The sequence below is a fragment of the Clavibacter sepedonicus genome, assembly GCF_000069225.1.
Taxonomy (GTDB): domain Bacteria; phylum Actinomycetota; class Actinomycetes; order Actinomycetales; family Microbacteriaceae; genus Clavibacter; species Clavibacter sepedonicus.
This window is the reverse complement of record NC_010407.1, coordinates 1,773,483-1,797,878: the sequence shown is the minus strand read 5'-3', so window position 1 is coordinate 1,797,878 and position 24,396 is coordinate 1,773,483. Positions and strand designations below refer to the sequence as shown.

Below are 24,396 nucleotides of genomic sequence, written 5' to 3'. Positions count from 1 at the left end.
GTGGATGCGGACGGGCAGGGGAGGCTGGGAAGGGGGTGGCGCCCCGCGGGATGCCACCCCCTGTCGCATCAGCGGACTCCGCGGATCCGCGAGGTGGTGATGATGGTCCCGAGCCCGAGCATGCCGCCGAAGATGAAGAGCAGCGAGTAGTTGTCTCCTCCGCCGATGGCGAGGACGACGGGGGCGACGATGGGGGCGATGATCCCCGGGATGCCGGATGACATGTAGTAGATGGCCATGTACTTGCCCGCCTTGTCCTTCTCCGGGAGGAGGTCCGTCGCCATGGCGAGGTCCACGGAGGTGAACGCACCCGTCCCTGCGCTGAGGAGGGCGCCGCCGATGATGAAGCTGTTGAGGTCCGGGGCTAGCGAGACCCACACCAGGCCGCCGGCGATGAGCAGCGCCGCGCCGTAGATGAAGGGCTTGCGTCGGCGGAGCTTGTCGGACAGGAAGCCGCCCAGGACCGCGAAGACCATGAGGGCCAGGAGGCTGACGCCTCCGGCGACGGCCAGGTTCCGGCCGGCTTTCTCCGGCGTGTACCCGAGTCGATCGAGCAGGAAGTAGAGCTGGTAGGTGCTGAAGAACGTGAAGCCGAACTGCAGCAGGAACTTCCCGAGGAACACGAAGGCGAAGTCACGGTGCTTCCGGGGATCGAAGTAGAAGCCCTTGAAGACGTCGGCGATGGACGGCACGAGGGTGTCCGCGGGAGCAGCCCGCTCCTTGAGGAGCAGCACCAGGATGAGCACCCCCAGGGCGAAGACGGCAGGGGGGAGCAGGAAGAGGAAGAAGATGTTGCCCGTCAGGAAGCTGCCGAGCAGGCTTGCCCCTACGCCGGCGAACGCCGCGGAGAGGCCGCCGAGCGCGCCCAGGCGCCCGCGCTGCTCAGTGGGCACGAACTCCGCGAGGATCGGGTTGAAGCCGGCGCTGATCACGGCCACCGCGAGCTGGGCGACCGCCCAGCCCAGGATCATCACGGGCACGTTCGGCGCGGCGGCGAGGACAAGTCCACCCAGCGCGGAGATCACGACTCCACCCACGAGCCACGGCCGGCGGCGCCCCCACCTCAGCCGGGTCGCGTCGCTCAGCACGCCGGCGACCGGGCCGCCGACGAGGCCGATGATGCCGCCGAGACCCAACACGAGGCCGAGGCTCACGTTGCGGTTGTCCGGGTCGATGAGCTGGACCTTGTAGGCGAGGCTGAAGAGGGCGGGCATCAGCATCACGAGGTTCAGACCGAAGTAGCTGAACATGTAGATGAGGATGAAGCCCAGGCCGACGCGCGCCGGCTCAGCGGCAGGCGGCGGCCCGCTGCCCTCGAGCTCGTCGAGGACGTAGTCGGCGACGGCCTCGGCGGCGTTCGGCAGGATCTGCGCGGGGTTCTGATCGGGTGAGGAAGGTGCGGGGGTCACGGTGGCTCCATTGGCATCCGGTGGTGCAGGTTCTCGAGCCGGTGCGTCGATGACCGGCTGGAGGGGACGGTACGCCGTGCGTTGTCGCGTGTCAACTGCCGATGTCATTTGTCGTTGACGCGCGCCAACGCCCGTGGTTCAGTAGGGCGATGCGATGACGCGTCCTCTCGCGAGCCGCGACGGCGTCGACGCCGCCATCACCACGAGCACGAGCACCAGCACCAGCACCGGCCGCCATCGTCGGCGGCTCGCACCGACCCACGCCAGGAGGCACCGCCATGGAAGAGACACGACCCCACGATCCCCGGGAGGACCGGATCGCCGGGCTGAGCCGGCTGCCCCTTGAGCGCAAGGCGGCGCTCGTGTCGGGCAGGAGCTTCTGGGAGACCGAGGCCATCGAGGAGATCGGCCTCCCGCCGGTCGTCCTCGCGGACGGGACCTACGGCCTGCGTCACCAGTCCGGGCAGCACGACCATCTCGCCATGTTCGAGAGCGACCCCGCGACGTGCTTCCCGCCCGGAGTCGCCGTCGGCTCCAGCTGGGATCCGGAGCTGGCGGCCCGGCTCGGGCACGCGATCGGACGCGAGGCACGGGCGCAGGGCGTGGACATCGTCCTCGGACCCGGGATCAACATCAAGCGCTCCCCGCTGTGCGGGCGCAACTTCGAGTACTACTCGGAGGACCCGCTGCTCGCCGGGGTGCTCGGAGCCTCCTTCACCCGAGGTCTGCAGGCTGAGGGACCGGGGGTCTCCGTCAAGCACTTCGCGGCGAACAACCAGGAGACGAACCGGCAGACGATCAGTGCCGACGTCGACGAGCGGACGCTGCGGGAGATCTACCTGCCCGCCTTCGAGCGGGTCGTCACGGAGGCGTCGCCGGCGACCGTCATGTCCGCGTACAACAAGATCAACGGGATCCCCTCCGCGGAGAACCGGTGGCTGCTCACCGACCTCCTCCGCGAGGAGTGGGGCTTCACGGGCGCCGTCGTCTCCGACTGGAACGCCATCACCGACCGGGTCGCCGCCCTCGCTGCGGGCCTCGACCTCGACATGCCCGGGGGCAGCGGTGCCTTCGACGACGACATCGTCGCCGCCGTCCGCTCCGGCGCCCTCCGGGAGGAGGACCTGGACGCCAGCGTCGCGCGCATCGCCCGGCTGGCCCGCTACCGCTCGACGGCACCCGTCTCGACGGCACCCGTCGACGTGGACTACGCGCGTCATCACGTCATCGCGAGAGAGCTCGCGGCGGAGTGCGCCGTCCTCCTCCGCAACGAGGGCGACGTGCTCCCGCTGGGACCCGGCCTGCGCGTGGCGGTCATCGGGCAGTTCGCCGAGGAGCCCCGGTACCAGGGGGGAGGAAGCGCGCACGTGCACCCGACCCGGATCGACACCCCGCTCGAGGAGATCCGCGACCTGGCCATGCAGGACGGCGTCTCCGTCGCGTACGCCCGGGGCTTCCGGACGGACGTCGCCGGGGACGACGCGCTCGCCTCGTCCGCCGTCGAGGAGGCGCGTCGGTCCGACGTGGCCATCGTGTTCGCCGGGCTGGACGAGCGCGCCGAGTCGGAGGGGATCGACCGTGCGGACATGGACCTCCCCCGCGATCAGGTCGAGCTCATCCTGGCCGTCGCGGAAGCCGCCCCGCGGACCGTGGTCGTGCTCGCCAACGGGGGCGTGGTGTCGCTCGAGGGCTGGCACGATGCCGTCGACGGGATCCTCGAGGGGTTCCTGCTCGGCCAGGGCGGCGGCCACGCGCTCGCCGAGATCCTCTTCGGGCGCGTGAACCCCTCCGGGCACCTGGCGGAGACGATCCCGTTCCGCCTCGATGACCACCCCTCGAGCCTCAACTTCCCCGGGGAGCAGGGGAGCGTCCGGTACGGGGAGGGCGTCATGGTCGGGTACCGCTACTTCCCGACGTTCGGCAGGGCCGTCCGGTACCCGTTCGGCCATGGTCTCTCCTACACGACCTTCTCGACGGGCGAGCCCCGGATCGAGGTCGTCGGCGCCGATTCGGTCCTCGTCCGGGTGGACGTGGCGAACACCGGCGCCCGCGCCGGCAAGCACGTCGTCCAGGTCTACGTGGGGACGGACGCCGGACCCGTGCGGCGCCCGTCGCGGGAGCTGCGCGCCTTCGACAAGGTGCACCTGCAGCCCGGCGAGACGCGGACGGTCGAGCTGGAGCTGCCCCGTCGCGCGTTCGCCTACTGGGACGTGCTCCGAGGCGGGTGGATCGTGAGCCCCGGCGAGTACCGGATCCAGGTGGCCGCCGACGCGGAGACGGTCCTCCACGAGGTCGCCGTCGAGCTGGCCGGCGACGTGGCCGAGACGGAGCTCACCATGGACACCGCCATGGGCGTGTGGTTCGAGCACCCCCGGTTGGGCGCGCGTGTCATCGAGGTCCTGGGCCTCACTGACGACGCGGTGTCCCCGGAGCACATGGCGATGATGGCGTCCATGACGATGCGGCAGTTCGGCGCGATCTCGGGCATGGAGCTGCCGCAGGACGCCCTCGACGAGATCATGGCCGCCAGCCGACCCACCTGATCGACCGGGCACCGAAGACGGTGCGACGACGGGCTCGCCGCGAGATCGCGGCGAGCCCGTCGTCATGCCCGGAGGGCGTCACACCGCGTTCGCGCGGGCGATGCCCCCAACCACGCGAGGCTCGGCTTCGGCGTGCGCACGAACGTCTCCCGATCGACGGCCACGAGGCCGAAGGTGGGCTTCCAGCGGCCCCACTCGAAGTTGTCCAGCAGGCTCCAGTGGCAGTACCCGCGCACGTCGATGCCGTCCGCGATGGCATCGGCCATGGCCGTGAGCGCCCCCGTCGTGTACTCGATGCGGCGGGCGTCGTCCCCCGTGGCGATCCCGTTCTCCGTCACGATGACGGGCACGTCGGGGAGCGTCTCGTGCGTGTGGCGGATCGCGATCCCCAGCGCGTCCGGACGGTAGGCCCAGCCGGTCAGCGTGTTGCCCGGATCCTCGGGATGCGGCACAGCGCCGTCGCGGCCGACGGACTGGCTCGTGTACGACTGCACCCCGATGTAGTCGTCCCCCTGCGCCGCCTCGAGGTACATGCCCTCCCAACGGTGCCGCAGCGCCGCGTGCTCCCGCTCGGCACCGGGCAGGGCGACGAACGCCTGGTTGGCGACCGTCCAGCCCACCTGCGCGCCGGTGAGGCGCCGGATGACCGGGACGGCGGCCCGGTGCGCGGCGACGAGGGCCGCGCCGATCTCGGGATCGGGATCCGGCACCGTGGGGTAGGTGCCCGTCGCGGCCATGACGCGGAGCGCCCCGTGGTTCATCGCGACGACGTTGGGCTCGTTGATGGTGCAGATGTAGGGGACGTCCGCGAGGATGCTGCAGGCCTGCTCGACCGAAGCGCGCGAACACCGCGGCGGAGCCGTCGGCCAGCCATCCGCCGTCCTCCTCGAACCACATGGGGTGCGTGAAGTGGTGGATGGTGACGAACGGCGTGAGTCCGAGCTCCCGCGCCGTGTCGATCATGCGTCGGTAATGCGCGAGCTCGGCGCGGGAGAACTGGCCGCGTGCCGGTTCGATGCGCGACCATTCCAGGCTGAAGCGGTAGGTGCCGAGGCCCGACGCGGCGAGGAGCTCCATGTCCTCGCGGTAGCGGTGGTAGCTGTCGTTCGCGTCGCCGCTGAGGTCCATGTACCCCTGGGAAGCCTGCTCGAGGTGCCAGAAGTCGTTGTTCACGTTGTTGCCCTCGACCTGGTGGGCCGCGGTCGCGGCGCCCCACAGGAAGTCGGCGGGGAATGAGCGGGTCATGATCCTTCTCTCGTCGGTGTGCCGGTGACCGGGCGGGCCGACCCTCGAGGCGGGCGCACCCCGGACGAGGAGGTGCACGAGAGCATGAGCGTCCGTTCCTCCTCGTCGAGGTCGCGCGAGCGCGCGACGGCCATGCGTCGAGGCCGTGGCGGCCCCCGAACAAGACTGTAGCCAAAGTATTGTCGCGTGACAATGGGCGGGCGCGGCAGGGCAGAGTCCTAGGGCGCATCGCCGAGCCATGAGAGACAAGGAAACCGGTGGCGCAGGAGTGCCTCCGTCAGCCCGCGTTCCCTCGCCATGCGCGCGTGATCGGTGCCCCATTCCGCGGGCACGGAGCGTCTCGACGGCCTCCGAGATGAGAACCGCACGACGGCGATCACAGTCCCGCTCACGCCCCTCGCCGCCCGACGCCGGGACCGGCGCCGATACGTCGCAGAACAGGTGCGCACCGAGGGTCGCGCTCCCAGGCAAGGCACTGCCGTGCTCGACCCCCGGCGGCACCGTGAGCACGATCGCTCCGGCGACGATCGCGGCCATACCGAGGGCGACGCCCCAGTCGATGTTCTCCCGGAACACGAACCATGTCAGCAGAGCGGTCGCGACGCCCTCCGCGTTGAGCAGCAGCGCCGCACCGGAAGCGCCATGTTCACGAGCCCGATGAGCAGGAGCACAGGCCGAGGCTCTCGCCGAAAAAAGGTCGCCCCCATCCGTTACTCGGGTTCAGGGCAACGCAGGAATCAGCCGTAGATGGCGAAGCGCCGACTAGCGCTGGCGAGTCATCTCAAGCTTTCCGAGTGCGCATGGCTGGGTTGCGGACGTCAGTCCGGTATCGGTGCCGAACCGGTGTACACCCTCCACCTCAGTGAAGGCCCGACCCATATGGGTCCGCGGGAACCGACGAGATAATGTACCGGATTGCAGCCGGGGTCCAGGCTACGCGCGGGGATCGTGTCGTAGCTGAAAACCTGATACACACCTGTCCCCGGAACGTACGTGGTGGCCTCGGCGTAGTGGTTGTCGATGTAGGGCGCGGGATGCACTTCGTTCAATATGACGCATTTTCCCGCAGGAGGAAGTCCCGGGCCGGTGATGCGGATGCTGTAGACGGAGTTGTCGTCCTCATGCCACCGTGTAGCGAAGTGGACGGTATGACCACCGGCATTGTCGTGTACGAGCCCGACCGAGGGATCGGGAGCCTCGGCCGAGGCTGGCGCGGTGCCAGCTCCGATGAGTAGGCTTCCTGTGATCAAGATGAGCCCGGTGGTCCGGAATCGTGAGGCCGACAGCCATCGCCTGCTCGGGTGTCCGATCTGCATCTGTGCTCATTTCTGTTCGGCCGCTTCGCGGCGGTGGAGCCCCTGGGATCGGCCGCGGACGCGGCGGGGTTCGGGAAGCTTGTCTCACGTGCGCACGGGGCGCGTTCGACTGTCCACACCTTGACCGCGACCCCGTGCGGTCCGGTAATGGGTCGAGATCCATGGGGCGAGCGAAGGTGTCGCGGGTATGCCTGAGTTCGCCTTCGTGCGGTATTACCGCGGCGACGGCACTGTCGTCGCAGGGCACTGCTGTTCAGTGAGCAACTGGCACGTGACGTGGTGTGCGGATCCGCCGTGCACGACCGCGTCGAGACAGCCCACGACGACGCGGCGTCGAAGTTTCTGTCGAGCACGGCCGTGGCAGATCCCGCGCGTGCGCCGGCCGTGGTCGAGGCACCGATTGCCGCCGGTGCGGCGGACTGGTCGACCCGACACGGCTCTCGCCGACGACGACATGCTCGCCAGTGGCACGTGGCAGGCTTTCGTACTGCTCGGTGATGTCCGCTCGTCGGTGCTTCGACATCGGCTTCACAGCGGCGGTGCAGTCCGGCTTCCGTGCGTGCGGCAGCCGCCCACGGTGCCCGGTGCTACGGCCGTCGAGCTGCTCCTCGACGCCGCGCCACATGAGCTTTCAACCCGAGCTGGTCGTGCCCGCATCACCGGCTGGCCGAGCCGCGGGAGGCTGGGGCTGGCACTCACGACGATTCGGGGGTGCGCCTGGCGTCGCCGTCGCCGCGGCATGCGGTGGCGACACGGTCCGGTACGGGGACCTGCGCACCGCGGAGGCCGGAGTCTCTCAGGGATCCGAGCTGGGTGGGCCGACGAGGAGGACCGGACGGTCTGGGCGCGGCGAAGCCGCCGCGGGCGTCGAGGGATCGTCACCATCGACGGTCACACGTCCCTGCGGCGATCCATCGGCACGGATGCGACGACGACGACGCTCATCGGGGATGTGGGCCGGGTTGCGGCGCGAGCAGGGCGCTGCCCGGGGCGGGAGCGGTCGCGCACCGCGAGACGGACCGGATGGCCTTCTTCCACCTCGACGGCCGCGCCCTCCGCCTTCAGGGCGATGTCCGAGACGCCCATGCGCGGGCGCGTGGACACGCGGCCGACGATCACGCTGATGGTCGAGGAGAGGGATAGGAACGCGAGCGCGAGCACGATGTCCACGCGTGAGGACCGCCGGCGCGTTCGGCCGGCGAACGCACGTCGCGGCACCGCACGGACGTCGGGGAAGCGGGGATCAGGTCCGCCATCCGTGGGTCGCACCGAGGCGCGCGTCGCGCTGCTCCTCGGATCGGCTGCCGCCCTGCAGCCCGCCCCTCGATCCTGAGCGGTGCGCTCCGCCGCGGGGCGTGGTGGCACGTCGACGACAGTACCGATCTTGCCCGATGGCGACCGGGTCCCAGGCGGACTCGGCTGAGCTGTGGTCAGTTCGACCGTGCTCCGCGCACGACGGCACGGGGTGCCGAGGCCCCCAGCGGGGGGATGACCGTGAGGGATCCGCCCCGGCGCTCGACGCTGAACGTCGTCGCCTCGGTCGAGCGCGCGTCCGTGATGGTGACATCGGACGTGCCTTCCGGACCAGGGAAGACGTGGAGCGCCAGGCCGTCGAGGTAGTCATAGTCAGGCCGATCGTCGCGGCTACCGACCGGGATGATCGCCCCTTCGCGCACGTACAGCGGAAGAGTGTCGAACCCGTGCCTCTCTGTGCGCCACGTGCCGCCGTCGACGACCTCGTCGGTGAACCAGTTCGTCCAGCGGCCGTGCGGGAGGTAGAAGTCGGCGGTCCCGTCGGCGGCGAACACCGGGGCGACCAGGAGGTCGCCGCCGAGCATGTACTGCGTGTCGAGGTGGGTGACCGCGCGATCGTCGAAGAACTCGAGCGCCATCGGGCGCATCACGGGCACACCGCGCTCGTGGGCCTCGACGCCGGCCTGGAAAAGGTACGGCATGAGCGAGAGCTTGAGCTTCGTGAAGGACCGCGTGACGTCGACGGCCTCCTCGTCGAACAGCCACGGCACCCGGTACGAGCTGGACCCGTGCAGCCGGGAGTGCGAGGACAGCAGCCCGAACGCGAGCCACCGCTTGAACACGCCGGCATCGGGTAGCCCTTCGAAGCCGCCCATGTCATGCGCCCAGAAGCCGAACCCGCCCATGGAGAGCGAGAGGCCACCACGGAGGGTCTCGGCCATGGAGACGTGGCTGGAGGAGTTGTCGCCACCCCAGTGCACGGGCATCGCCTGGCCGCCGACGGTCGCAGACCGGGCGAACACCACCGCGTCCCGCTCGCCGCGCTCCTCGACGAGTACCTCGTGCACGGCCTGGTTGTAGAGCTGCGCGTAGAGGTTGTGCATGGCCTCGGGGTGGCTGCCGTCGTGCCAGACGACGTCGGTCGGGATCCGCTCGCCAAAGTCGCTCTTGAACGAGTCGACCCCCTGCGCGACGAGCTGGCGCAGGTAGCCCTGCTACCAGGTGACCGCGTCGGGGTCGGTGAAGTCGACGAGTGCCATGCCGGCCTGCCACATGTCCCACTGCCAGACGTCGCCGTCGGGCTTCCGCACGAGGTAGCCGGCGGCGGCGGCCTCGTCGAACAGTCGCGAGCGCTGGGCGATGTAGGGGTTGATCCAGACGCACACCCTGAGGTCGCGGTCGTGCAGGCGCTGGAGCATGCCGTCGGGGTCGGGGAACGCGCGGGGGTCCCAGACGAAGTCGGTCCAGTTGAACTCGCGCATCCAGAAGCAGTCGAAGTGGAAGGCGGACAGCGGCAGATCGCGCTCGGCGAAGCCGTCGATGAAGGAGTTGACGGTGTCCTCGTCGTAGACGGTGGTGAAGCTCGTGGTGAGCCAGAGGCCATAGCTCCACGCGGGCACGATTGCTGGACGACCGGCCAGGGCCGTGTACCGCTCGAGCACGTCCTTGCCGGTAGGGCCGGCGATGACGAGGTACTCCAGCACTTCGCCCTCGACAGAGAACTGGACACGCTCGACGGTCTCGGTGCCGACCTCGAACGACACCGCTCCCGGGTCATCCACGAGCACGCCGTAGCCTCGGTCGGAGAGGTAGAAGGGGATGTTCTTGTAGGACTGCTCGCTGGAGGTGCCGCCGTCGGCGTTCCAGATGTCGACGGTCTGGCCGTTCTTCACGAGCGGGCCGAAGCGCTCGCCCAGTCCGTAGATGTGCTCGCCGACGCCGAGGTCGAGCTGCTCGTGGACGAAGGCGCGGCCGGCTGCGTCGCGCATGTAGCCGACGGAGCGATGGCCGGAACCGGTGAGGCGCGTTCCGCCCGAGGTGAACTCCAGCGACCAGGGCGCTCCCTCGCGCACGGTCGCCGTGAGCGGTCCGCTGGTCAGGGTGCCGATGCCGTCGAGGACGGTCGCTTCGCCCACCCGCTGCCCCTGATCGCCCGGCAGGGAGAAGCCGCCACGACCGCGGGTGCCGCGGTGGTGCTCGATGCGGACCCGGATCACGCCCTCTGCGGGGGAGGTGAGGGAGACGGTGACCAGGGGCCGGTTGAGGGTGTCGCCGCGGCTCTCGATGCGCTTGGTGGGCGCGTACGCGACGAGGCCGCCGCCCTGCTCCCACACGTCGTGGGTCTCTTGCGCGTAGAGCGCGGTGACGCCGGGGAGAATCTCCCAGTAGCCGTCGGTGAACTTCATGGCTGCGTCCTGTCGTCGGTCGAGGTGGCGGGGGAGTGGGGTCGAGCGGTGGTCATGAGCTGGACCTCCATGGGGTGGCGAGACGCGTCGGCTGCACGGACGGAGCTGAGCAGTCGGGCTCAGCCTTTGAGCCCGCCGGCGAGCAGGTCGGCTCGCCAGAAGCGCTGCAGGACGAGCACGAGGACGATCAGCGGGATCACGGAGACAGCGGAGCCGATGATCACCAGCGGGTAGGAGGGAGGTGTCGCCGGCGCCCTTGGAGAGGAATGTGTACAGCCCCAGCGTCAGGGGGTACTTGTCCTGGTCCGACAGCATGATGAACGGCAGCAGGAAGTTGTTCCAGATGCCGACGAACTGCAGCAGGAACACGGTCACGAGGCCCTGGGCCATCATCGGCAGCGCGATGAGGCCGAAGATGCGCACCTCGCCTGCGCCGTCGAGGCGGGCCGCCTCGAGGGTGTCCTCGGGCACGGCCGCGGTGGCGAAGACGCGGCAGAGGAAGATCCCGAACGGGTTGATCAGCACCGGCAGGAGCACGGACCAGTGCGTGCCGGCCAGCCCGATCGCGGCCATCAGCAGGTACTGCGGGACGGCGAGGACGATGCCCGGGACGAGCACCCCGGCGAGCACGACGGAGAAGAGGGCTTCCCTTCCGCGGAACCGGAACTTGGACAGCGCGTACCCGGCCATGGCGGAGATCAGGGTCGAGAGGACCGCGCCGACTCCGGCGTAGAGGAGGCTATTGAGGGACCAGAGCCAGAACTGCCCGCCGCCGTAGGAGCTGAGGTTCGCGAAGTTGTCGAGCAGCCCGGTGCCGGGGGCGAACGAGAACGAGGTGAAGAGCTCGCTCGGCGACTTGGAGGATGCGATCACGACCCAGGCGACGGGAATGAGGCAGTAGAGCGCACCCAGGATGAGGACCGTCGCGGCCAGGCGCGGCCGCTTCGCCCTCGTCCGGCGTACTCGCGGCTGGCGGTCGCCGGTACGGACGACGGCGGTGGCAGACGTAGGGAGCGTGGTGGTCATCAGGCGTCTCCGAAGGTCCGGCGTTGGAAGAAGCGGAGCACGAGCAAGGAGAAGGCCAGGATCGCGGCGGCGAGGATCACCGATGCGGCTGCCGCGGCGCCCAGGTTGTCATTGGTGAACGCGTCCTGGTAGATCTTCATCAGCGGCACCCAGGTGCTGGAGATGCGGGGCGTGAACGGCCGGAGCGTCTGCGGTTCGCTGTAGAGCTGCAGCGTCCCGATGACGGAGAACAGGCCGGTGAGCACGAGCGCGGGCGCCACGAGCGGCACCTTGATGCGCAGCGCGACCTGCACCTCGGATGCGCCGTCGATGCGGGCCGCCTCGTAGATCTCGGTCGGGATCGCCCGGAGGGACGTGTAGATGATGATCATGTTGAAGCCGACGCCGGACCACAGCGCGATGTTCGCGAGCGAGAAGTAGAGCGTCGGGGTTCCGAAGAAGTCCAATGCCCCACCGCCGAGCGCGCGGGAGATGTCGCTGAGGGGGCTGGTGCTGGGGAGGTAGAGGAACCCCCAGAGCAGGCTCGCGATCACGCCGGGGACGGCGAAGGGCAGGAAGATCGCGGTGCGGGCGAAGCTCTGGAACCGCACGCGGGGCGTGTCGAGCAGCAGCGCGAACAGCAGCGCCAGGCCCAGCACGCTCGGGATGGAGATGGCCCCGTACATCAGGACCCTGCCGAGTCCGGCGACGAACTCGGTGTCCGTGAGGGCGGTGACGTAGTTCTCCACGCCGATGAAGGTCTCCTCGCGGCGCCCGAAGGCACCGCCGGCGCTGACGCGGAAGCCACGGAAGCTGAGGTAGATCGCGTAGATGATCGGGATGACGAGGAACGCGGTGAAGAGGATGATCGCCGGGCTGGCGAACATCCACGGCGTGAGCGCGCCTCGGCGTGCCGGGCGGCGACGGGACCGCCCTGATGTGGGGCGTTCCGGTGCCGCGATGGCGGTGGGGGGAGATGACATCAGTGTCCAGACTCGAGTGCCGACGGTATCGGTGATGATGCGGGAGGGGCAGCCGCCGCTTGGGCGGCGGCTGCCCCCGGGGCGCTACTTCTCGACGGAGTAGCCGGTCTTCTCGAGGTCGGCGACGACCGCGTCCTGGGTGGCGGTGTAGACGTCGCGGAACGACGTGCCCTTCAGGGCGGCGGCGTTCATGGCGTCGTTGAAGACGGTCTGCGCGACGTTGACGTTCGGACCCCAGGTGACGGGGATGGTGGTGTCCTCGATGACCTGGTCGGCGATCTGGTAGAAGTCCGCCTGGTCGGGCATGAGCGCCGGCGGGGCGCTCTTGGCTGTGGCTTCACGGCCGCCGTTTCCGCCGGGGTACAGGTCGAGGCTCAGCAGGAGCTTCGAGCCCTCGTCGGAGGTGGACAGCCAGGTCGCGAACTTCGCGGCGGCCTCGGCGTCGGAGGACTTCTCCGGTACCAGGTAGGCGGATCCTCCGACGAACGGGACGGATGCGTCCCCCTCGGTCCACTGGGGGAGAGGCGCGGACTCCCACTTGCCCGCCGTGTCGGGAGCGACGGCGTTGATGACGCTGGGCACCCAGGACGCTGCGGCCCAGGAGAGGACCTTGCCGTCGTTGATCTCCGCGTTCCACTCCGGGGTGACGAGGGCCTCGACCTTGACGAGGTCGCGCTCGACGAGGTCCTGCCAGAAGTCGGCGGTCGCGAGCGACTCCTCACTGTCGATGCCGACTTTCCAGGTGTCGCCGTCGTTGGTCCACCACTCGGCGCCGGCCTGGGCGGCCTGCGCGGCGAAGAACTGGAACTCGCCCGGGTCGAAGCTGGAGATGTAGACCGTCGGATCGGCCGTGTGGATCTTCTCGGCGGCGTCGGCGTACTCGGCCCATGTGGTGGGGACCTCCACGCCGTACTGCTCGAAGAGGTCCTTGCGGTACGTGAACATGGCCGGGCCGATGTCCTGCGGGACCCCGTAGACGCGATCGTCGAACGTGGTGAGGTCCCAGATGTTGTCCGCGACATCGTCCTTCGCGTCGGCGACGTCGTCGGTGATGTCCTTCACGACACCGGCGACGACGAGCGACGGCAGGGCCCGGTACTCGACCTGGACGATGTCGGGGGTCTCGTCGGCGCGGTCCGCGGCGAGCAGCTTCGAGGAGGTGTCGGCGGTGCCGCCGACCTCGGAGAGCTTGACGGTCACGTCGGGGTTGAGCTCGTTGTAGCGGTCGACGATGGCCTGTGCCTTGGGGTCGTTGCCCTTGACGGAGTAGGTCCAGAAGTCCAGGGTCACCGGGCCGTCGGCCGAGGTGTCGCCATCCCCGCCGCCAGCGGAGCAGGCGGAGAGCGAGAGGGCGAGGGCTCCGGCCGTGGCGAGGGCCATGACCAGGGGGCGGCGTCGACGGGCCTCCGGGGCCGATCGGCGTGCGGGGTGGCGCGGTGCTGACATGTCACATCTCCTTCGACGTGTTCGGGGCGAGGGGATGCTCGGCCTCCGGGTGCGTGCTCCCATGGTGATGAAAACGTTGCCATACTGTCAAGTGTTCACGTTGTCATCGTTATGAAGACGCCGATCATCATCGCTTGGAGTCCCACCTTGAGCACCTTCCGGAACCCCGTCCTCACGGGGCTGAACCCCGACCCGTCCGTGTGCGCCGTGGGCGAGGAGTTCTTCCTCGTCACCTCCTCGTTCGCGTACTGGCCCGCGATCCCCGTGCACCGCAGCCGGGACCTGGTGAACTGGGAGCCGATCGGGCACGTCCTCGACCGGCCCGAACAGATCGACCTCTCGGGCCTGGACATGTCCGATGGCATCTGGGCGCCCACCATCCGGCACCACGACGGCGTGTTCTACGTCGTGTCGACCGTCGCCCGTGAGCGGCGGGGCAGCATGAACTTCGTCACGACGGCCAGGAACGCGGCAGGGCCCTGGTCGCAGCCGGTGATACTGGACGCCGAGGGCATCGACCCGTCGCTGTTCTTCGACGATGACGGACGCTGCTGGTTCTCCGCCTGCCGAGATGCTGAGGATCCCGACCGGCGCGGTCCCGCAGAGCTGTACCTGCAAGAGCTCGACCTCGAGAGTCTGCAGCTGATCGGGCCCCTGCACGTGCTCTGGAACGGAGCCATCGCCGGTGCGTGGGCAGAAGCGCCGCACATCTACAAGCACGACGGTGTCTACCACCTCATCGCCGCTGAGGGTGGGACGGAACGGAACCACGCGGTGACGGCCGCCCGATCCGAGACGATCACCGGCCCCTACCGGACCGACCCGCGTAGCCCGCTCCTCACGCACCGGCACCTCGGTCGGCATGCGCCCATCCAGGACGTCGGGCATGCCGACGTGGTGGAGACCCCGACGGGTGAGACGTGGGCTCTCGTCCTCGGCACGCGCCCCGTCGACGGTGCACACACCCTGGGGCGCGAGGTGTTCCTCGTGCCCGCCGAGTGGACGGATGCAGGTCTCCTCCTGGCACCGGGGCACGGGCGGGTCGCTGAGGTCGAGCGGCGGCCGACCGACGCGCTCGGTGACGAGCGGGTACCCGGCATCTCCGAGCCCGAACCGGAGCGGGAGTGCTTCTCGGACGCCGACCTTCCGCAGGGGTGGCGGACCCTCCGGGGACCTCTCCAGCATCACGCCCATGACACGGGCGATGGGCTATCCCTGACCGTGTCACCTGCCGAGCTCTCGGGCAGCGGCACACCGTCCTTCGTTGCCCGCAGGCAGGAGCATCAGTGCTTCGAAGCCCGGACGAGCGTGTCCTTCCGCCAGCGGGCATCATCGGAGCAGGCGGGGCTGGTGGTGTTCCACGACGAGCGCCACTTCGCCACGCTCGCCGTGACGCTGGATGCGGACGGGAAGCGGATCGTCCGGTTCGAGCGCGCTGGTACCTCGGGTACCAGCGGCGAGATCGCGCTCGAGCATGACGGCGAGGCGACCCTCCGGGTGGTCGGGGATCTCGACGCGTACTCGTTCTCGTACTGGAACGGACGTGAGAGCGAGTGGCTGACGATCGGCATGGTGCCTCGCGCCTGGTTCAGCACCGAGCACGCCGGCGGATTCGTGGGCGTGCATGTGGGCTTGCACGCGACAGGCACCCGGCCGGAGACGGTCGATGCAGCTCACTTCCCCTGGTTCGAGTACGTGCCTCTCACAGACCGGGCGACCGCACTGACGCTCCGCCCCGTCATCGCCGCCGGGCAGTGAGCAGGACCTGTTCGCGACAGCTCAGCTGCGCCGCGGTGCGGCGGTGCTCTTCCGCACCACGAGCGTCGGCGGTATCTGCCGACGGACTGGCTCCTGTCCGGACATCGTCGACAGCAGCGTCTCCATCGCGGTGCTGCCCAGCGTCTCGAAGTCCTGACGCACGGTCGTGAGAGCCGGGATGAAGTGGTCCGCGCCGGCGATGTCGTCGAACCCGACGAGCGAGACATCATCGGGAACCGACAGTCCGAGCTCCGCGAGAGCGGCCAGTGCGCCCAACGCCATGAGGTCGTTGCCGGCGAAGATCGCCGTCGGCAGGCCGTCCGGGCTCCGCGCGAGATCCGAGGTGAGGCTGTAACCGCTGGCCGCGGTGAAGTCACCCTGCAGCAGCTCCTGCGGCAGGTCGGGGGACGACGACAGCTCATCGCGCCAACCCTGCACGCGTGCGGTCGCGTCGAAGGTCGCGGCGTTCCCGGCGAGGTGGACGATCCGCTCATGGCCGAGGTCTCGGAGATGACGGACAGCCAACCGGGCACCCAGCTCCTGGTCGAGTTCCACGAAGCCCACTCGGGGATTGGGGACGCTGCCGGACATCACGACGCTCATGGGGACGTCGGTCACGACATCGGAGAGGGCGTCGACGGCCACCTGGCGGGCGGCGATCACGGCGACGCCCTCCACGGACTGGTCCGTCAGGCGCCGCACCATCTCGGCGAGGTCGGAGGCGGCGCTGCCCTGCCAGCTCGCGAGGTTGATCTCGTACCCGGCAGCTCGTGCAGTGGTCTCGATGCCGAGCAGCACGCGGGGGAGTTCGTACAGACCGGAACCGGCCATGACGACGCCGATGGTCGATGACCTCTTGGACTTCAGCGCCCGGGCCACGGTGTTGCGTCGGTAACCGAGCTGCGCGATGGCGGCCTCGACACGAGCGCGGGTCTCCGGGCGCACGGACGGGTGGCCGTTGAGCACCCGGCTGACCGTGACGTGTGAGACACCGGCGATCTGTGCCACATCCACCATTCCCGGTGCTCGACCCATGCGACGAACTCCTACCTTGGACATGTACCCGCTCTGCGCCTATCGTCCCACAGCTCTTGCTCTTCGAGAGCGCTCCTGGAGGAGGTAGTAGATGAGTGGACCTATGCCTGAAAGCACCGGATCCCCGCGCGTTGCCCAGGTTCAGGCGCCTCGGGCACGGGCTGAGAGCGCCGTGCGCTTTCGCGCGGGAAACGCGTAATCAACATCTCATCAAGAGGTCTTCTACCGGCGATACGTTATATTGGCCAGTGGGCAGGACGCCGCTTTCGGTTTGTGGCGCGACGCTATTCTTGGCTACGCGAACATCTTCAATGGACATCCTGCTCCGCTTCGCGACGCTCTGCTTGAAAGGGTTTCTCCCTCACAACAACGTGTGGTTGTCCCATATCCACGACCGATAGCTTTCTCGCCGCGGTCCAGCAGGCTCAGCGGGCACAGCACGGGACTGGCAGCCTCGGTGCCTGCCGTGGTCATCTGGCGACGGCGTGGGTGAGCAGCACTCCTGGAGCCGACGAGACGTCGACCGCCATCCGGAGATCAGTGCAGATCCCTATTTGGGCGACTCCTCCCTCGCCGTGATCATCGATCTTCGTGCGACTGGCGGAGCTGGCGGGCGCTCGTCCGCGTCCCGGACGGTCCCATGCCCCGCGAGCCCTCGCCGTCCAACTGCGCGTCGCCCCTGCCATACCGTCGAGCGGCATGACCGGCGATCTCCGCGGCCGCCGTCCGATGCCGACATCAGCGACTCAAGGAGCTTCAGGGGCACGAACGACATGCACACCAGCAGGAGGCCCACGAGGGTGCTCACGGCGGCGTGAGCACCGCGTCGACTTGAGAGCGAGGGCGCCCCCGGACGCGCCCGACGCCGCGGGAGCGAGGTGGACGATCCGAGGACGCGGGCCCCGACCTCAGCCCAGTCGACGATGACGAGCGTGGCCGCGACGCCGCGATCATGAGGATTCAGGTGCCTGCGACCCGCGAGGCACTGGGGTCCTGGGGTCCTGGGGTCCTGGGGTCCTGGGGTCCTGCGCTCTATTCGGCACACGGTGCTCGGGACGCGAGTCGAGGGCGACGGAGTCGTTGGCCGTCGGCGGGGCCGCAGGAATGGATGGGCGGAGGGCGAGCGGCGTCGTGCGGGCTGGTCATGGTCGTCGACATACGACGACGACGACGGCCGGTCGAGCCGGCCGCCGTCGTGTCAGCGTGATGCGGGGAGCAGAGCGTCCGTCAGCGGGTGCTGATGGAGGCGCTGAGGCTCGGGCGCTGCGGGGACGGGAAGGTGAACTTCGCGTAGCGCTCGTCGTTGTCCACGAACGTCTTGAGGAATGCGACGGACGCGCTCAGGATGTCCGTGTTCTTGTGCTGCGGAGCTTCGTGGGTCGCCCCCGCCAGCTCCAGGTACTGCCGAGGCGTGGTCTTCGGCAGGGTGTCGTAGTAGCTCTTGCCGAAGGTGGCGGGGATCGCCAGGTCGTCCTTCTGGCCGGTGATGATGAGCGTCGGCGTGGTGATGCCGGCGGCCTCGGGCAGGGCGTTGGTGCTCAGGTCGTCGCTCGCGTAGTAGGGCGCGAAGGCGAGGACGGCCTTGAGCTCGGGGTGCGTGGTCGCGAGCTTCAGCGCGCCGCCGCCGCCCATGGAGTACCCAGCCACCGCGATACGGGACGGGTCGAGGCGGCCCTTGAGGACCGGGGCCTTCTTGAGGTAATCGATGGCGGCGCCGATCTGCGTCGCGCGGGAGTTCGGGAAGTCCGCCGGGTCGAGTGTGTCCATGTTGAACACGATGAAGCCCTGCGACGCGAGGGCCGGGCCGTACCAACCGACGCTGCCCTTGAGGCCGGTGAAGCCAGGGGCGAGCACGACCGCGCCCACGGTCTTGCCCTGCGTGTTGGTGGGGTAGAAGATCGTGCCGCCGCCGAAGCCCGTGACGTCCGTCGGCAGGACACGCGTCTTGTGCGCCTTTTCCGGACCGGTCATCGACGAGATGCTGGCCAACGTGGGGTCGCCGTTACGGGCGTAGCTCGCGGTCGCGGCCTGGGCGGTCGACTGAACACCGAGCGTCGCGAGCATGGCGACGGCCGCGACCGCGGTGAAGCGGCGGCGTGTGATGAAGTTGGGCATGGTGGGCCTTCCGAGTGGAGTTGCGTGGGGGATGGGGCCGCCGGAGTCCAGGGGAGTTCAGCACAGGGGTGAGAGTCGCCCCGGGGGGGACGGGGAGTGTCTGTGGCGGACGCGGCGGGCTCGAGGACACACGGTATGCGGGCAGGCGCTGGGGTGGACGGTGGTTATCCACAGGTCCGCCGAGAAGTCAACTCGACGCGCGGCCCGGGAGCCGTCTGATGAGGTGCACGAGCGGCTCGTGCTGCAGGGACTGGCGGATCTGATCCGCGAGCAGGGCCGCTTGGTGCGGCGCCGCGTGCCGGCAGCGCCTCGCACGCCACGCGGCTGTCCTCGCGTTGGCGTGATCGGCGGCGCGTACGTGACATGAGGAGCGCCTCGACCGCCGGTCCGCCGCCGCCCCTGCGTCACCTCTGCTCCCACCTGGACGGGACGCATCGCTCGGGTGGGCGTGGTGGGACACGGCGCGGCCTCGTGGACGGGGGGCGGGGCGCGAGCAGCTCGCGACCGACTCCAACGACCTCCAGGCCGTCGACGGGCCGACCAACGAGGCGGAAGTCCGACCAGGGCCGCGCAACGTGGCTCCTGAGCTCGAGGGGTTGCCGTCCAGGCCGCTCTCCGGCATGAGGTGCGCCAGTCGCAACGCGACCGGAGCACCTCATGCGGTGGTGCGCGGCCACCGAGAACGATCCGCATGCGTCGCACATGACATAATATGCATTATCGGCTGTTCATCGACAGCCCGAGAGGGGCGTCCCGGAGCCGCCTCACGTGCTGCGGGACAGCACCTCACGCGCGACATCCACCATCTCGGCCGGCTCGATCGGATCCTCCGTCGTGGCGAGCTCGTCGAGCGTGAACCAGCGGTGGGCGTGGATGTCGTCGAACTCGTCCGGCATCCAGTTGTCCGACACGGGTGCGAACGCGTCGGCGCGCACCAGGTAGAACGTCGAGTGCCCGGTGTCGAGGTCGCCGTCGATCCGCTGCCGCGCGTAGTCGTGCTCCCAGACGGGCTCGCCGACGGAGTCGACCCGGAGGCCGGTCTCCTCGAACAACTCGCGTCGCACCGCCTGGGCGGGCGACTCCCCCGGGTCGATCCCGCCGCCGGGCGTCAGCCAGCGCGGCGGCAGGTCCACGTTCGTCGAGTAGTTCGTGAGGAACAGCAGGAGCCGGTCGCGCTCGTCGACCAGCAGGATCCGCGCGGTGTGCCGGACGTGGCGGACCACCCCGTCGCTCATCGCGCGCCGCCGCCGACGGGCAGGTGCCGTGCCCACCACTCGAGGATCGCCTCGAAGCGCTGCACGCGGTGCCGCGGACGCCCGGACCGGCTGAGCTCGTGGTCCTCGCCCGGGAAGACGAGCATCTCGGTCTCGACGCCCGCGCGCACGAGCGCCAGGTGGTACCGCTCGGCCTGCGACAGCGGGCAGCGCAGGTCGTCCTCGGAGTGGACGACGAACGTCGGCGTCCGCACCTGGTGCACGAACGCCTGCGGGCTCTGCGCGCGCCGCGTCTCCTCGTCGTGGCCCGTGTACTCCTCGCCGAAGAACGTGCCGATGTCGGACGTGCCCGTGAACAGCTCCGGGTCGAGGAATCCACGCTCGACGATCGCGCCCTGGAAGCGGTGCTCGTGCGCGATGGTCCAGGCCGTGAGGTATCCGCCGTAGGAGCCGCCCATGATGCCGGCGCGGGATCCGTCGATGGAGTGGTACACGGCGATCGCGCCGTCGAGGAAGTCGAGCACGTCGTGCATGTCGACCGTGCCCATGCGCTCCTTGATGACGCGGCCGTGCGCCTGGCCGTACCCGGCGGCGCCGCGCGGGTTGCACAGGAGCACCGCGTATCCGGCGTCGGCGTAGACCTGCGCCTCGTCGAACAGGTGCACGCCGTAGGCCGCGTACGGCCCGCCGTGGATCACGAGAAGCACCGGGTGCGGTCCCTCCCCCTCGGGCAGCACGACCCAGCCGTGCACCGGGTAGCCGTCCCGTCCCTCGACCACGAGCTCGTGCAGCGGTCGGATCCCCGTCTCGCGCAGCGGCGCGGAGAAGTCGGTGAGCGGGACGAGGGCGGATCCGGCGTCGGGAGCCCGATCCGTGCGGACCAGCGCGAGGTCCCCGTGCGTGCGCGGATCGGTCAGGGCGATCACGACGGCCCCTCCCCCGACGCCGACCCCGGCGACCTCCACCTGGTCGTCGACGAGCGCCTCGACGGCGCCGTCCGCGGTGACGCGCAGCAGCTGCACCGTGCCGCGCGATCCGTTGAGCACGAGCACCGCGTCACGGTCCTCGACCGTGATGCCGCTGCCGCCGAGGTCGACGGTCTCGGCGTCGGTCAGGACGCGCGGCGCGGCATCGACCTCGTCGAGCACGTAGAGCGCGGTGTTGCGGGCAACGAAGTCGACGCCCGTCTCCCCCAGGTCCTGCGCCAGCAGGTAGGTCCGGCCGCCCTCGACGGAGGCGACCTCGGCGATGCCGAGCCCGGCCTCGTGGGACACGACGGTACGGACCTCCGGCAGTCCGGCCGACGCGTCACCGACAGCGGGGACCGCGACGGCATAGGCGCCGGAGAGCAGGTCGTCGTCGCGGCCCTCGTGGCGGGAGGCGACGAACAGCACCTCGGATCCATCGGAGGAGAAGCGCGGCGCGTCGTGGTCGACGGGCTCGTCGGTGAGGCGCACGACGGGCGGCACGCCCGCGCGCTCGGCGGCCGACGGTGCCGCGTCCGCGCCGTCGCCCCGCACGGCCGGATCCGAGGCGTCCGGGTACCCGGACGGGACGGCGGCCACGAAGGGCTCGGCGTCGAGGTCAGGCAGGTCGACGAGGGAGAGCTGTGTGTGGCGGTCGGTCGACCAGCCGAGGCCGTTCGCGAGGTACTTGGTGGTGGTGATCCGCCGGGCGGGCTCGGCCGCGGGCGACACGCCCTCCACGCTCCCGTACCGCCCGGGCTCTGCGACCCGCGACGCGAAGACGATGCGCGTGCCGTCGGGCGACCAGTCGAAGGCGCCGACCCCGAGCAGCTCGTCGGTCACAGCGACGGGCTCGCCGCCGGCCGCCCGCACGACGTGCAGCTGCGGCGGGCCCTGGGGCGCCGCGCGGAGGAACGCGATGACCGTGCCGTCCGGCGACAGCCGGGGCGCGGTGTCGCGGAAGCCGCGCGTGATGCGGCGCGGGGGCGCGGATCCGTCCGTCGCCACCTCCCACAGCTGCCCGGTGTACGCGTCGGCGTGCACCCGCGGCCGCGTCACCGAGACGACGGCGCGCAGGCCGTCAGGCGAGACGGAGGGGCGGGAGACGGAGGTGAGGAGGTCGAGATCCGTGGTCTTCATCGGATCGAGCCTAGCCCCGGGCCGTCGCCCGGCCCCAGCTCACTCGGGCTGGAAGCTGCCCGTGTCGCCCACCAGGCGCGTGTGGTCGGCGGGGATCGGGTCGACGACCGCGCGGGCGACCTCGGCCGCGAACTGCGAGACGTTGTAGAGGCCGCCCGAGGCCTCCTTGCGCTGCTGGATGGCCTCGGGGTTCATGCGTCCGAGGAGCGTCGCCGTGATGGTGCCCTCGATCATGTCGCCGGAGACCACGACGAAGCCGATGCCCCGCTCGTCGAGCTCGGGCAGCAGCTCGCGCAGGGCGTCCTCCCCCGCGCGCTTGCTGCGGGCGACGCCCTCGTACTCGGGCATGGTCGGCGTGGTGCGGATGAAGTGGGCCTGGTGGCTCGTGACGAACACGACGCGGCCGCCCTCGGACATGAGCGGCAGCGCGCTCCGCAGGACGTTCAGCTGCGCGTCGCGGTTGAGGGTCATGGCGTAGTCCTCCGCCATGCCGCTCTCCATGCCGCCGGACGCGTTGAGCACGAGCACGTCGAGGCCGCCGAGCTCGGTGCGGATCGTGTCCATGAGGCGGTCGACCGACTCCGGGTCGGTGAGGTCGGCACCCACGGCGATGGCCTTCGTGCCGCCCTCGACGAGCTTCGCGACGAGCTTCTCGGCGCGCGCGGCCTTGTTGCGGTAGTTGACGACGACGTCGGCGCCCGCCTCCGCGAGGTACGCGACCGTGTCGGCGCCGATGCCGCGGGACGAGCCGGTGACCAGCGCGCGGCGGCCGCGGAGCTCGTCGGGGGCGAAGGGGCGGATCTCGTCGACGGTGCTCACAGCGGTACTCCTCCAGGGGTGCGCGCCGGTGCGCGCGACGGGTCGTCCGGCGAGGGACGGGCGGGACGGGCCGCGCGGGCGGGACACCACGCTGACGGCCAGGAGAGCCTATCGCCCGCCGTCCGGGCGGTGGGCTAGGTTCGGGGCATCCGGCCCACGGAGCGAGGGAGCAGCGGTGACGGTCCTCCTCGACGACCATGCCTGGATCGTCTGGCTCGCGCTGATCGTCACGGCGGTCGTCGTCGAGATGCGGCGGCTCGACCTGAGGGCGCTCTGCGGTGGCGCCGCGGCGCTGGCGGCCCTGCTCTCCGGCCTCGTGGGCGCGCCGTGGTGGCTGCAGGCGCTGGTCGCCGTGGTCGTGGCGGCCGCCCTGCTCGGGGCCGCGCGTCCGGCCGTGCTCCGCGCCCTCCCGGTCGAGGATCCGCACGGGCGCGACGTGCCCGGATCGGGCGCCCCCTCGCCCGCGCCCGACGACGACGTCCGGTCCGCGTGACCCGCAGCGCCTGGTTCGACGGCGACGTGCCCCGCGTCCTCGCCCACCGCGGCTGGACCGGATCCGGCGCCGTGGAGAACACGCTCGACGCCTTCCGCGCGGCGTGGGCGCTCGGCGTCACGCATCTGGAGACCGACGTGCACGTCACCGCCGACGACGTGTGCGTTCTCTGGCACGACGCCGACCTCCGCCGCCTCACCGGCCGCCCCGGCCGCGTCCGGGACGTGACGCTGGCCGACATGCGCGCGATCGACCTCGGATCCGGGGCTCGGGTGGCGACGCTCGCGGAGCTGCTCGAGGCCCTGCCCGATGCGCGGATCAACATCGACGTGAAGGGCCGGCACGCCCCGGCCGCCGCAGCCCGGACGATACGCGACGCCCACGCCGTCGACCGCGTGCTCGTCACGTCGTTCTCGGGATCCCGGCGGCGACGAGCGCTCGCCCTCCTCCCCGGCGCGGCGACGTCCGCCGACGCGGGTCGCCTCGTCCTCGCCGTGCTCGCCGCCCGGCTCGGGATCGGGCCGCTCACGCGCCTCGCCCTCCGCGGCGTCGACGCCGTGCAGATGCCCTGTCGGGTGATCGGGATCCGCACCGTCTCCCCCACGCTGGTCGCCCGGCTCGGGCGCGCCGTCCGCGAGGTGCAAGTCTGGACGGTCGACGACCCGGACGAGATGGTCCGCCTGGTCAGCGCGGGGATCCACGGCATCGTGACGGACCGCCCCGACCTCGCTCTCGCGGCCCTCGGGCGCAGGGACTGGGATTCGCCTGGGAACCGGGTGTCCTGAGAGAGGATCCTCACAGCCGCACGGTTTACAACGGGGAGTGCATGGCGAGAGGAGACCACCATGGCAGATCGCAGCTTGCGCGGGATGCGGCTCGGGTCCACGAGCCTGCAGAGCGAGGAGGGCGTCAGCTTCTCCCCCCGGCAGAGGAAGACGTACCGCACGACGGACGGCACCACGTTCGAGGTGGTGTTCTCGGCAGACGCCGAGGTGCCCGAGGTGTGGGAGTCGCCGAAGAGCGGCTTGGAGGGACGCCTGCTCGACGCCGACGGCGCACCCGTCGCCCACGACGAGGTCGAGGCGAAGGTCCCCCGGAGCCACTGGGACATGCTGCTCGAGCGCCGGACGCGCGCCGAGCTGGAGGAGCTCCTCGAGGAGCGCCTCGCCACTCTCCGCGCGCGGCGCGGTCAGCACCGCATCGGCGCCTGACCGGACCCCTCCGCTCGCGAAGGACATCTGAGCACCCCTC

General features: G+C 70.2%; 15 protein-coding genes and 3 pseudogenes. 5 read left to right on the top strand and 13 right to left on the bottom strand.

The genetic code is table 11. The features are described 5' to 3' along the window. Positions 1-68: 68 nt before the first annotated feature. Positions 69-1,409 carry an MFS transporter gene (locus tag CMS_RS08435; RefSeq protein WP_012299057.1) on the bottom strand — a complete coding sequence of 447 codons (1,341 nt, stop codon included), beginning with the start codon at positions 1,407-1,409 and terminating at the stop codon, positions 69-71. A gap of 278 nt (positions 1,410-1,687) precedes the next feature. On the opposite strand from CMS_RS08435, the gene CMS_RS08430 reads away from it, so the two are divergent. Beyond that, positions 1,688-3,952, top strand: a complete 2,265-nt coding sequence (locus CMS_RS08430; protein WP_012299056.1) for a beta-glucosidase — start codon at positions 1,688-1,690, stop codon at positions 3,950-3,952. A 62-nt stretch (positions 3,953-4,014) separates the two neighbouring features. On the opposite strand, the gene CMS_RS18235 is transcribed toward CMS_RS08430, so the two are convergent. From CMS_RS18235 to CMS_RS08405, 7 genes and pseudogenes are all read right to left on the bottom strand, one after another. Beyond that, the gene (locus CMS_RS18235) at positions 4,015-4,713 is read right to left on the bottom strand and encodes a family 1 glycosylhydrolase (protein WP_306295599.1); all 699 of its coding nucleotides are present in this window, start codon (positions 4,711-4,713) and stop codon (positions 4,015-4,017) included. A gap of 127 nt (positions 4,714-4,840) precedes the next feature. Then, a pseudogene (locus CMS_RS18230) lies at positions 4,841-5,197 on the bottom strand (family 1 glycosylhydrolase); the annotation flags it as partial. Between the two features lie 2,207 nt (positions 5,198-7,404). After that, a complete protein-coding gene (locus tag CMS_RS16205; protein ID WP_049791915.1) occupies positions 7,405-7,683 on the bottom strand; it encodes a hypothetical protein in 279 nt (92 codons plus the stop codon). A 260-nt stretch (positions 7,684-7,943) separates the two neighbouring features. After that, positions 7,944-10,172 (bottom strand): annotated as a pseudogene (yicI, locus tag CMS_RS08415) (alpha-xylosidase). Positions 10,173-10,475: 303 nt separating this feature from the next. Further along, positions 10,476-10,862 (bottom strand): annotated as a pseudogene (locus CMS_RS17865) (carbohydrate ABC transporter permease); the annotation flags it as partial. A 335-nt stretch (positions 10,863-11,197) separates the two neighbouring features. Continuing rightward, entirely contained in the window at positions 11,198-12,160 is a 963-nt protein-coding gene (locus CMS_RS08410) for a carbohydrate ABC transporter permease (RefSeq protein ID WP_041464551.1), read from the bottom strand. Between the two features lie 84 nt (positions 12,161-12,244). Continuing rightward, on the bottom strand, positions 12,245-13,606 hold the full coding sequence (locus tag CMS_RS08405; RefSeq protein WP_106408640.1) for an ABC transporter substrate-binding protein: 1,362 nt from the start codon (positions 13,604-13,606) through the stop codon (positions 12,245-12,247). A 111-nt stretch (positions 13,607-13,717) separates the two neighbouring features. Between CMS_RS08405 and CMS_RS08400 the strand changes: the two genes are divergently transcribed. Beyond that, positions 13,718-15,364: a glycoside hydrolase family 43 protein gene (locus tag CMS_RS08400; protein WP_012299053.1), complete on the top strand. Its 1,647-nt coding sequence runs from the start codon at positions 13,718-13,720 to the stop codon at positions 15,362-15,364. 21 nt (positions 15,365-15,385) lie between these two features. Here the strand turns inward: CMS_RS08400 and CMS_RS08395 are convergent, their stop codons facing one another. From CMS_RS08395 to CMS_RS08375, 5 genes are all read right to left on the bottom strand, one after another. Continuing rightward, positions 15,386-16,399, bottom strand: a complete 1,014-nt coding sequence (locus tag CMS_RS08395; RefSeq protein ID WP_041464550.1) for a LacI family DNA-binding transcriptional regulator — start codon at positions 16,397-16,399, stop codon at positions 15,386-15,388. A 1,227-nt stretch (positions 16,400-17,626) separates the two neighbouring features. Next, positions 17,627-18,514 carry an alpha/beta hydrolase family protein gene (locus CMS_RS08390; RefSeq protein ID WP_012299049.1) on the bottom strand — a complete coding sequence of 296 codons (888 nt, stop codon included), beginning with the start codon at positions 18,512-18,514 and terminating at the stop codon, positions 17,627-17,629. 764 nt (positions 18,515-19,278) lie between these two features. Beyond that, positions 19,279-19,737 carry an NUDIX hydrolase gene (locus CMS_RS08385; RefSeq protein WP_223842610.1) on the bottom strand — a complete coding sequence of 153 codons (459 nt, stop codon included), beginning with the start codon at positions 19,735-19,737 and terminating at the stop codon, positions 19,279-19,281. Positions 19,738-19,745: 8 nt separating this feature from the next. After that, entirely contained in the window at positions 19,746-21,833 is a 2,088-nt protein-coding gene (locus tag CMS_RS08380; RefSeq protein ID WP_041464549.1) for a S9 family peptidase, read from the bottom strand. A gap of 39 nt (positions 21,834-21,872) precedes the next feature. After that, a complete protein-coding gene (locus CMS_RS08375) occupies positions 21,873-22,652 on the bottom strand; it encodes an SDR family oxidoreductase (protein ID WP_012299045.1) in 780 nt (259 codons plus the stop codon). 175 nt (positions 22,653-22,827) lie between these two features. Between CMS_RS08375 and CMS_RS08370 the strand changes: the two genes are divergently transcribed. From CMS_RS08370 to CMS_RS08360, 3 genes are read left to right on the top strand one after another with little or no spacing between them, the layout of a single operon-like run. Next, on the top strand, positions 22,828-23,145 hold the full coding sequence (locus tag CMS_RS08370; protein ID WP_012299044.1) for a hypothetical protein: 318 nt from the start codon (positions 22,828-22,830) through the stop codon (positions 23,143-23,145). Further along, complete coding sequence (locus CMS_RS08365; protein WP_012299043.1) at positions 23,142-23,930, top strand: glycerophosphodiester phosphodiesterase; 789 nt, start codon at positions 23,142-23,144, stop codon at positions 23,928-23,930. The genes CMS_RS08370 and CMS_RS08365 overlap by 4 nt, the downstream gene beginning before the upstream one ends. A gap of 60 nt (positions 23,931-23,990) precedes the next feature. After that, on the top strand, positions 23,991-24,356 hold the full coding sequence (locus tag CMS_RS08360; protein WP_041464548.1) for an RNA polymerase-binding protein RbpA: 366 nt from the start codon (positions 23,991-23,993) through the stop codon (positions 24,354-24,356). Positions 24,357-24,396 lie beyond the last annotated feature (40 nt).

What these genes read in the sequence shown, in the direction of transcription:
- CMS_RS18235 (WP_306295599.1), bottom strand. Translation starts at nt 4,713, where the DNA reads ATGAACCACGGGGCGCTCCGCGTCATGGCCGCGACGGGCACCTACCCC.
- CMS_RS08400 (WP_012299053.1), top strand. Translation starts at nt 13,718, where the DNA reads ATGAAGACGCCGATCATCATCGCTTGGAGTCCCACCTTGAGCACCTTC.
- CMS_RS08360 (WP_041464548.1), top strand. Translation starts at nt 23,991, where the DNA reads ATGGCAGATCGCAGCTTGCGCGGGATGCGGCTCGGGTCCACGAGCCTG.
- CMS_RS08430 (WP_012299056.1), top strand. Translation starts at nt 1,688, where the DNA reads ATGGAAGAGACACGACCCCACGATCCCCGGGAGGACCGGATCGCCGGG.
- CMS_RS08380 (WP_041464549.1), bottom strand. Translation starts at nt 21,833, where the DNA reads ATGAAGACCACGGATCTCGACCTCCTCACCTCCGTCTCCCGCCCCTCC.
- CMS_RS08410 (WP_041464551.1), bottom strand. Translation starts at nt 12,160, where the DNA reads ATGTCATCTCCCCCCACCGCCATCGCGGCACCGGAACGCCCCACATCA.
- CMS_RS08390 (WP_012299049.1), bottom strand. Translation starts at nt 18,514, where the DNA reads ATGCCCAACTTCATCACACGCCGCCGCTTCACCGCGGTCGCGGCCGTC.
- CMS_RS08405 (WP_106408640.1), bottom strand. Translation starts at nt 13,606, where the DNA reads ATGTCAGCACCGCGCCACCCCGCACGCCGATCGGCCCCGGAGGCCCGT.
- CMS_RS08395 (WP_041464550.1), bottom strand. Translation starts at nt 16,399, where the DNA reads ATGGGTCGAGCACCGGGAATGGTGGATGTGGCACAGATCGCCGGTGTC.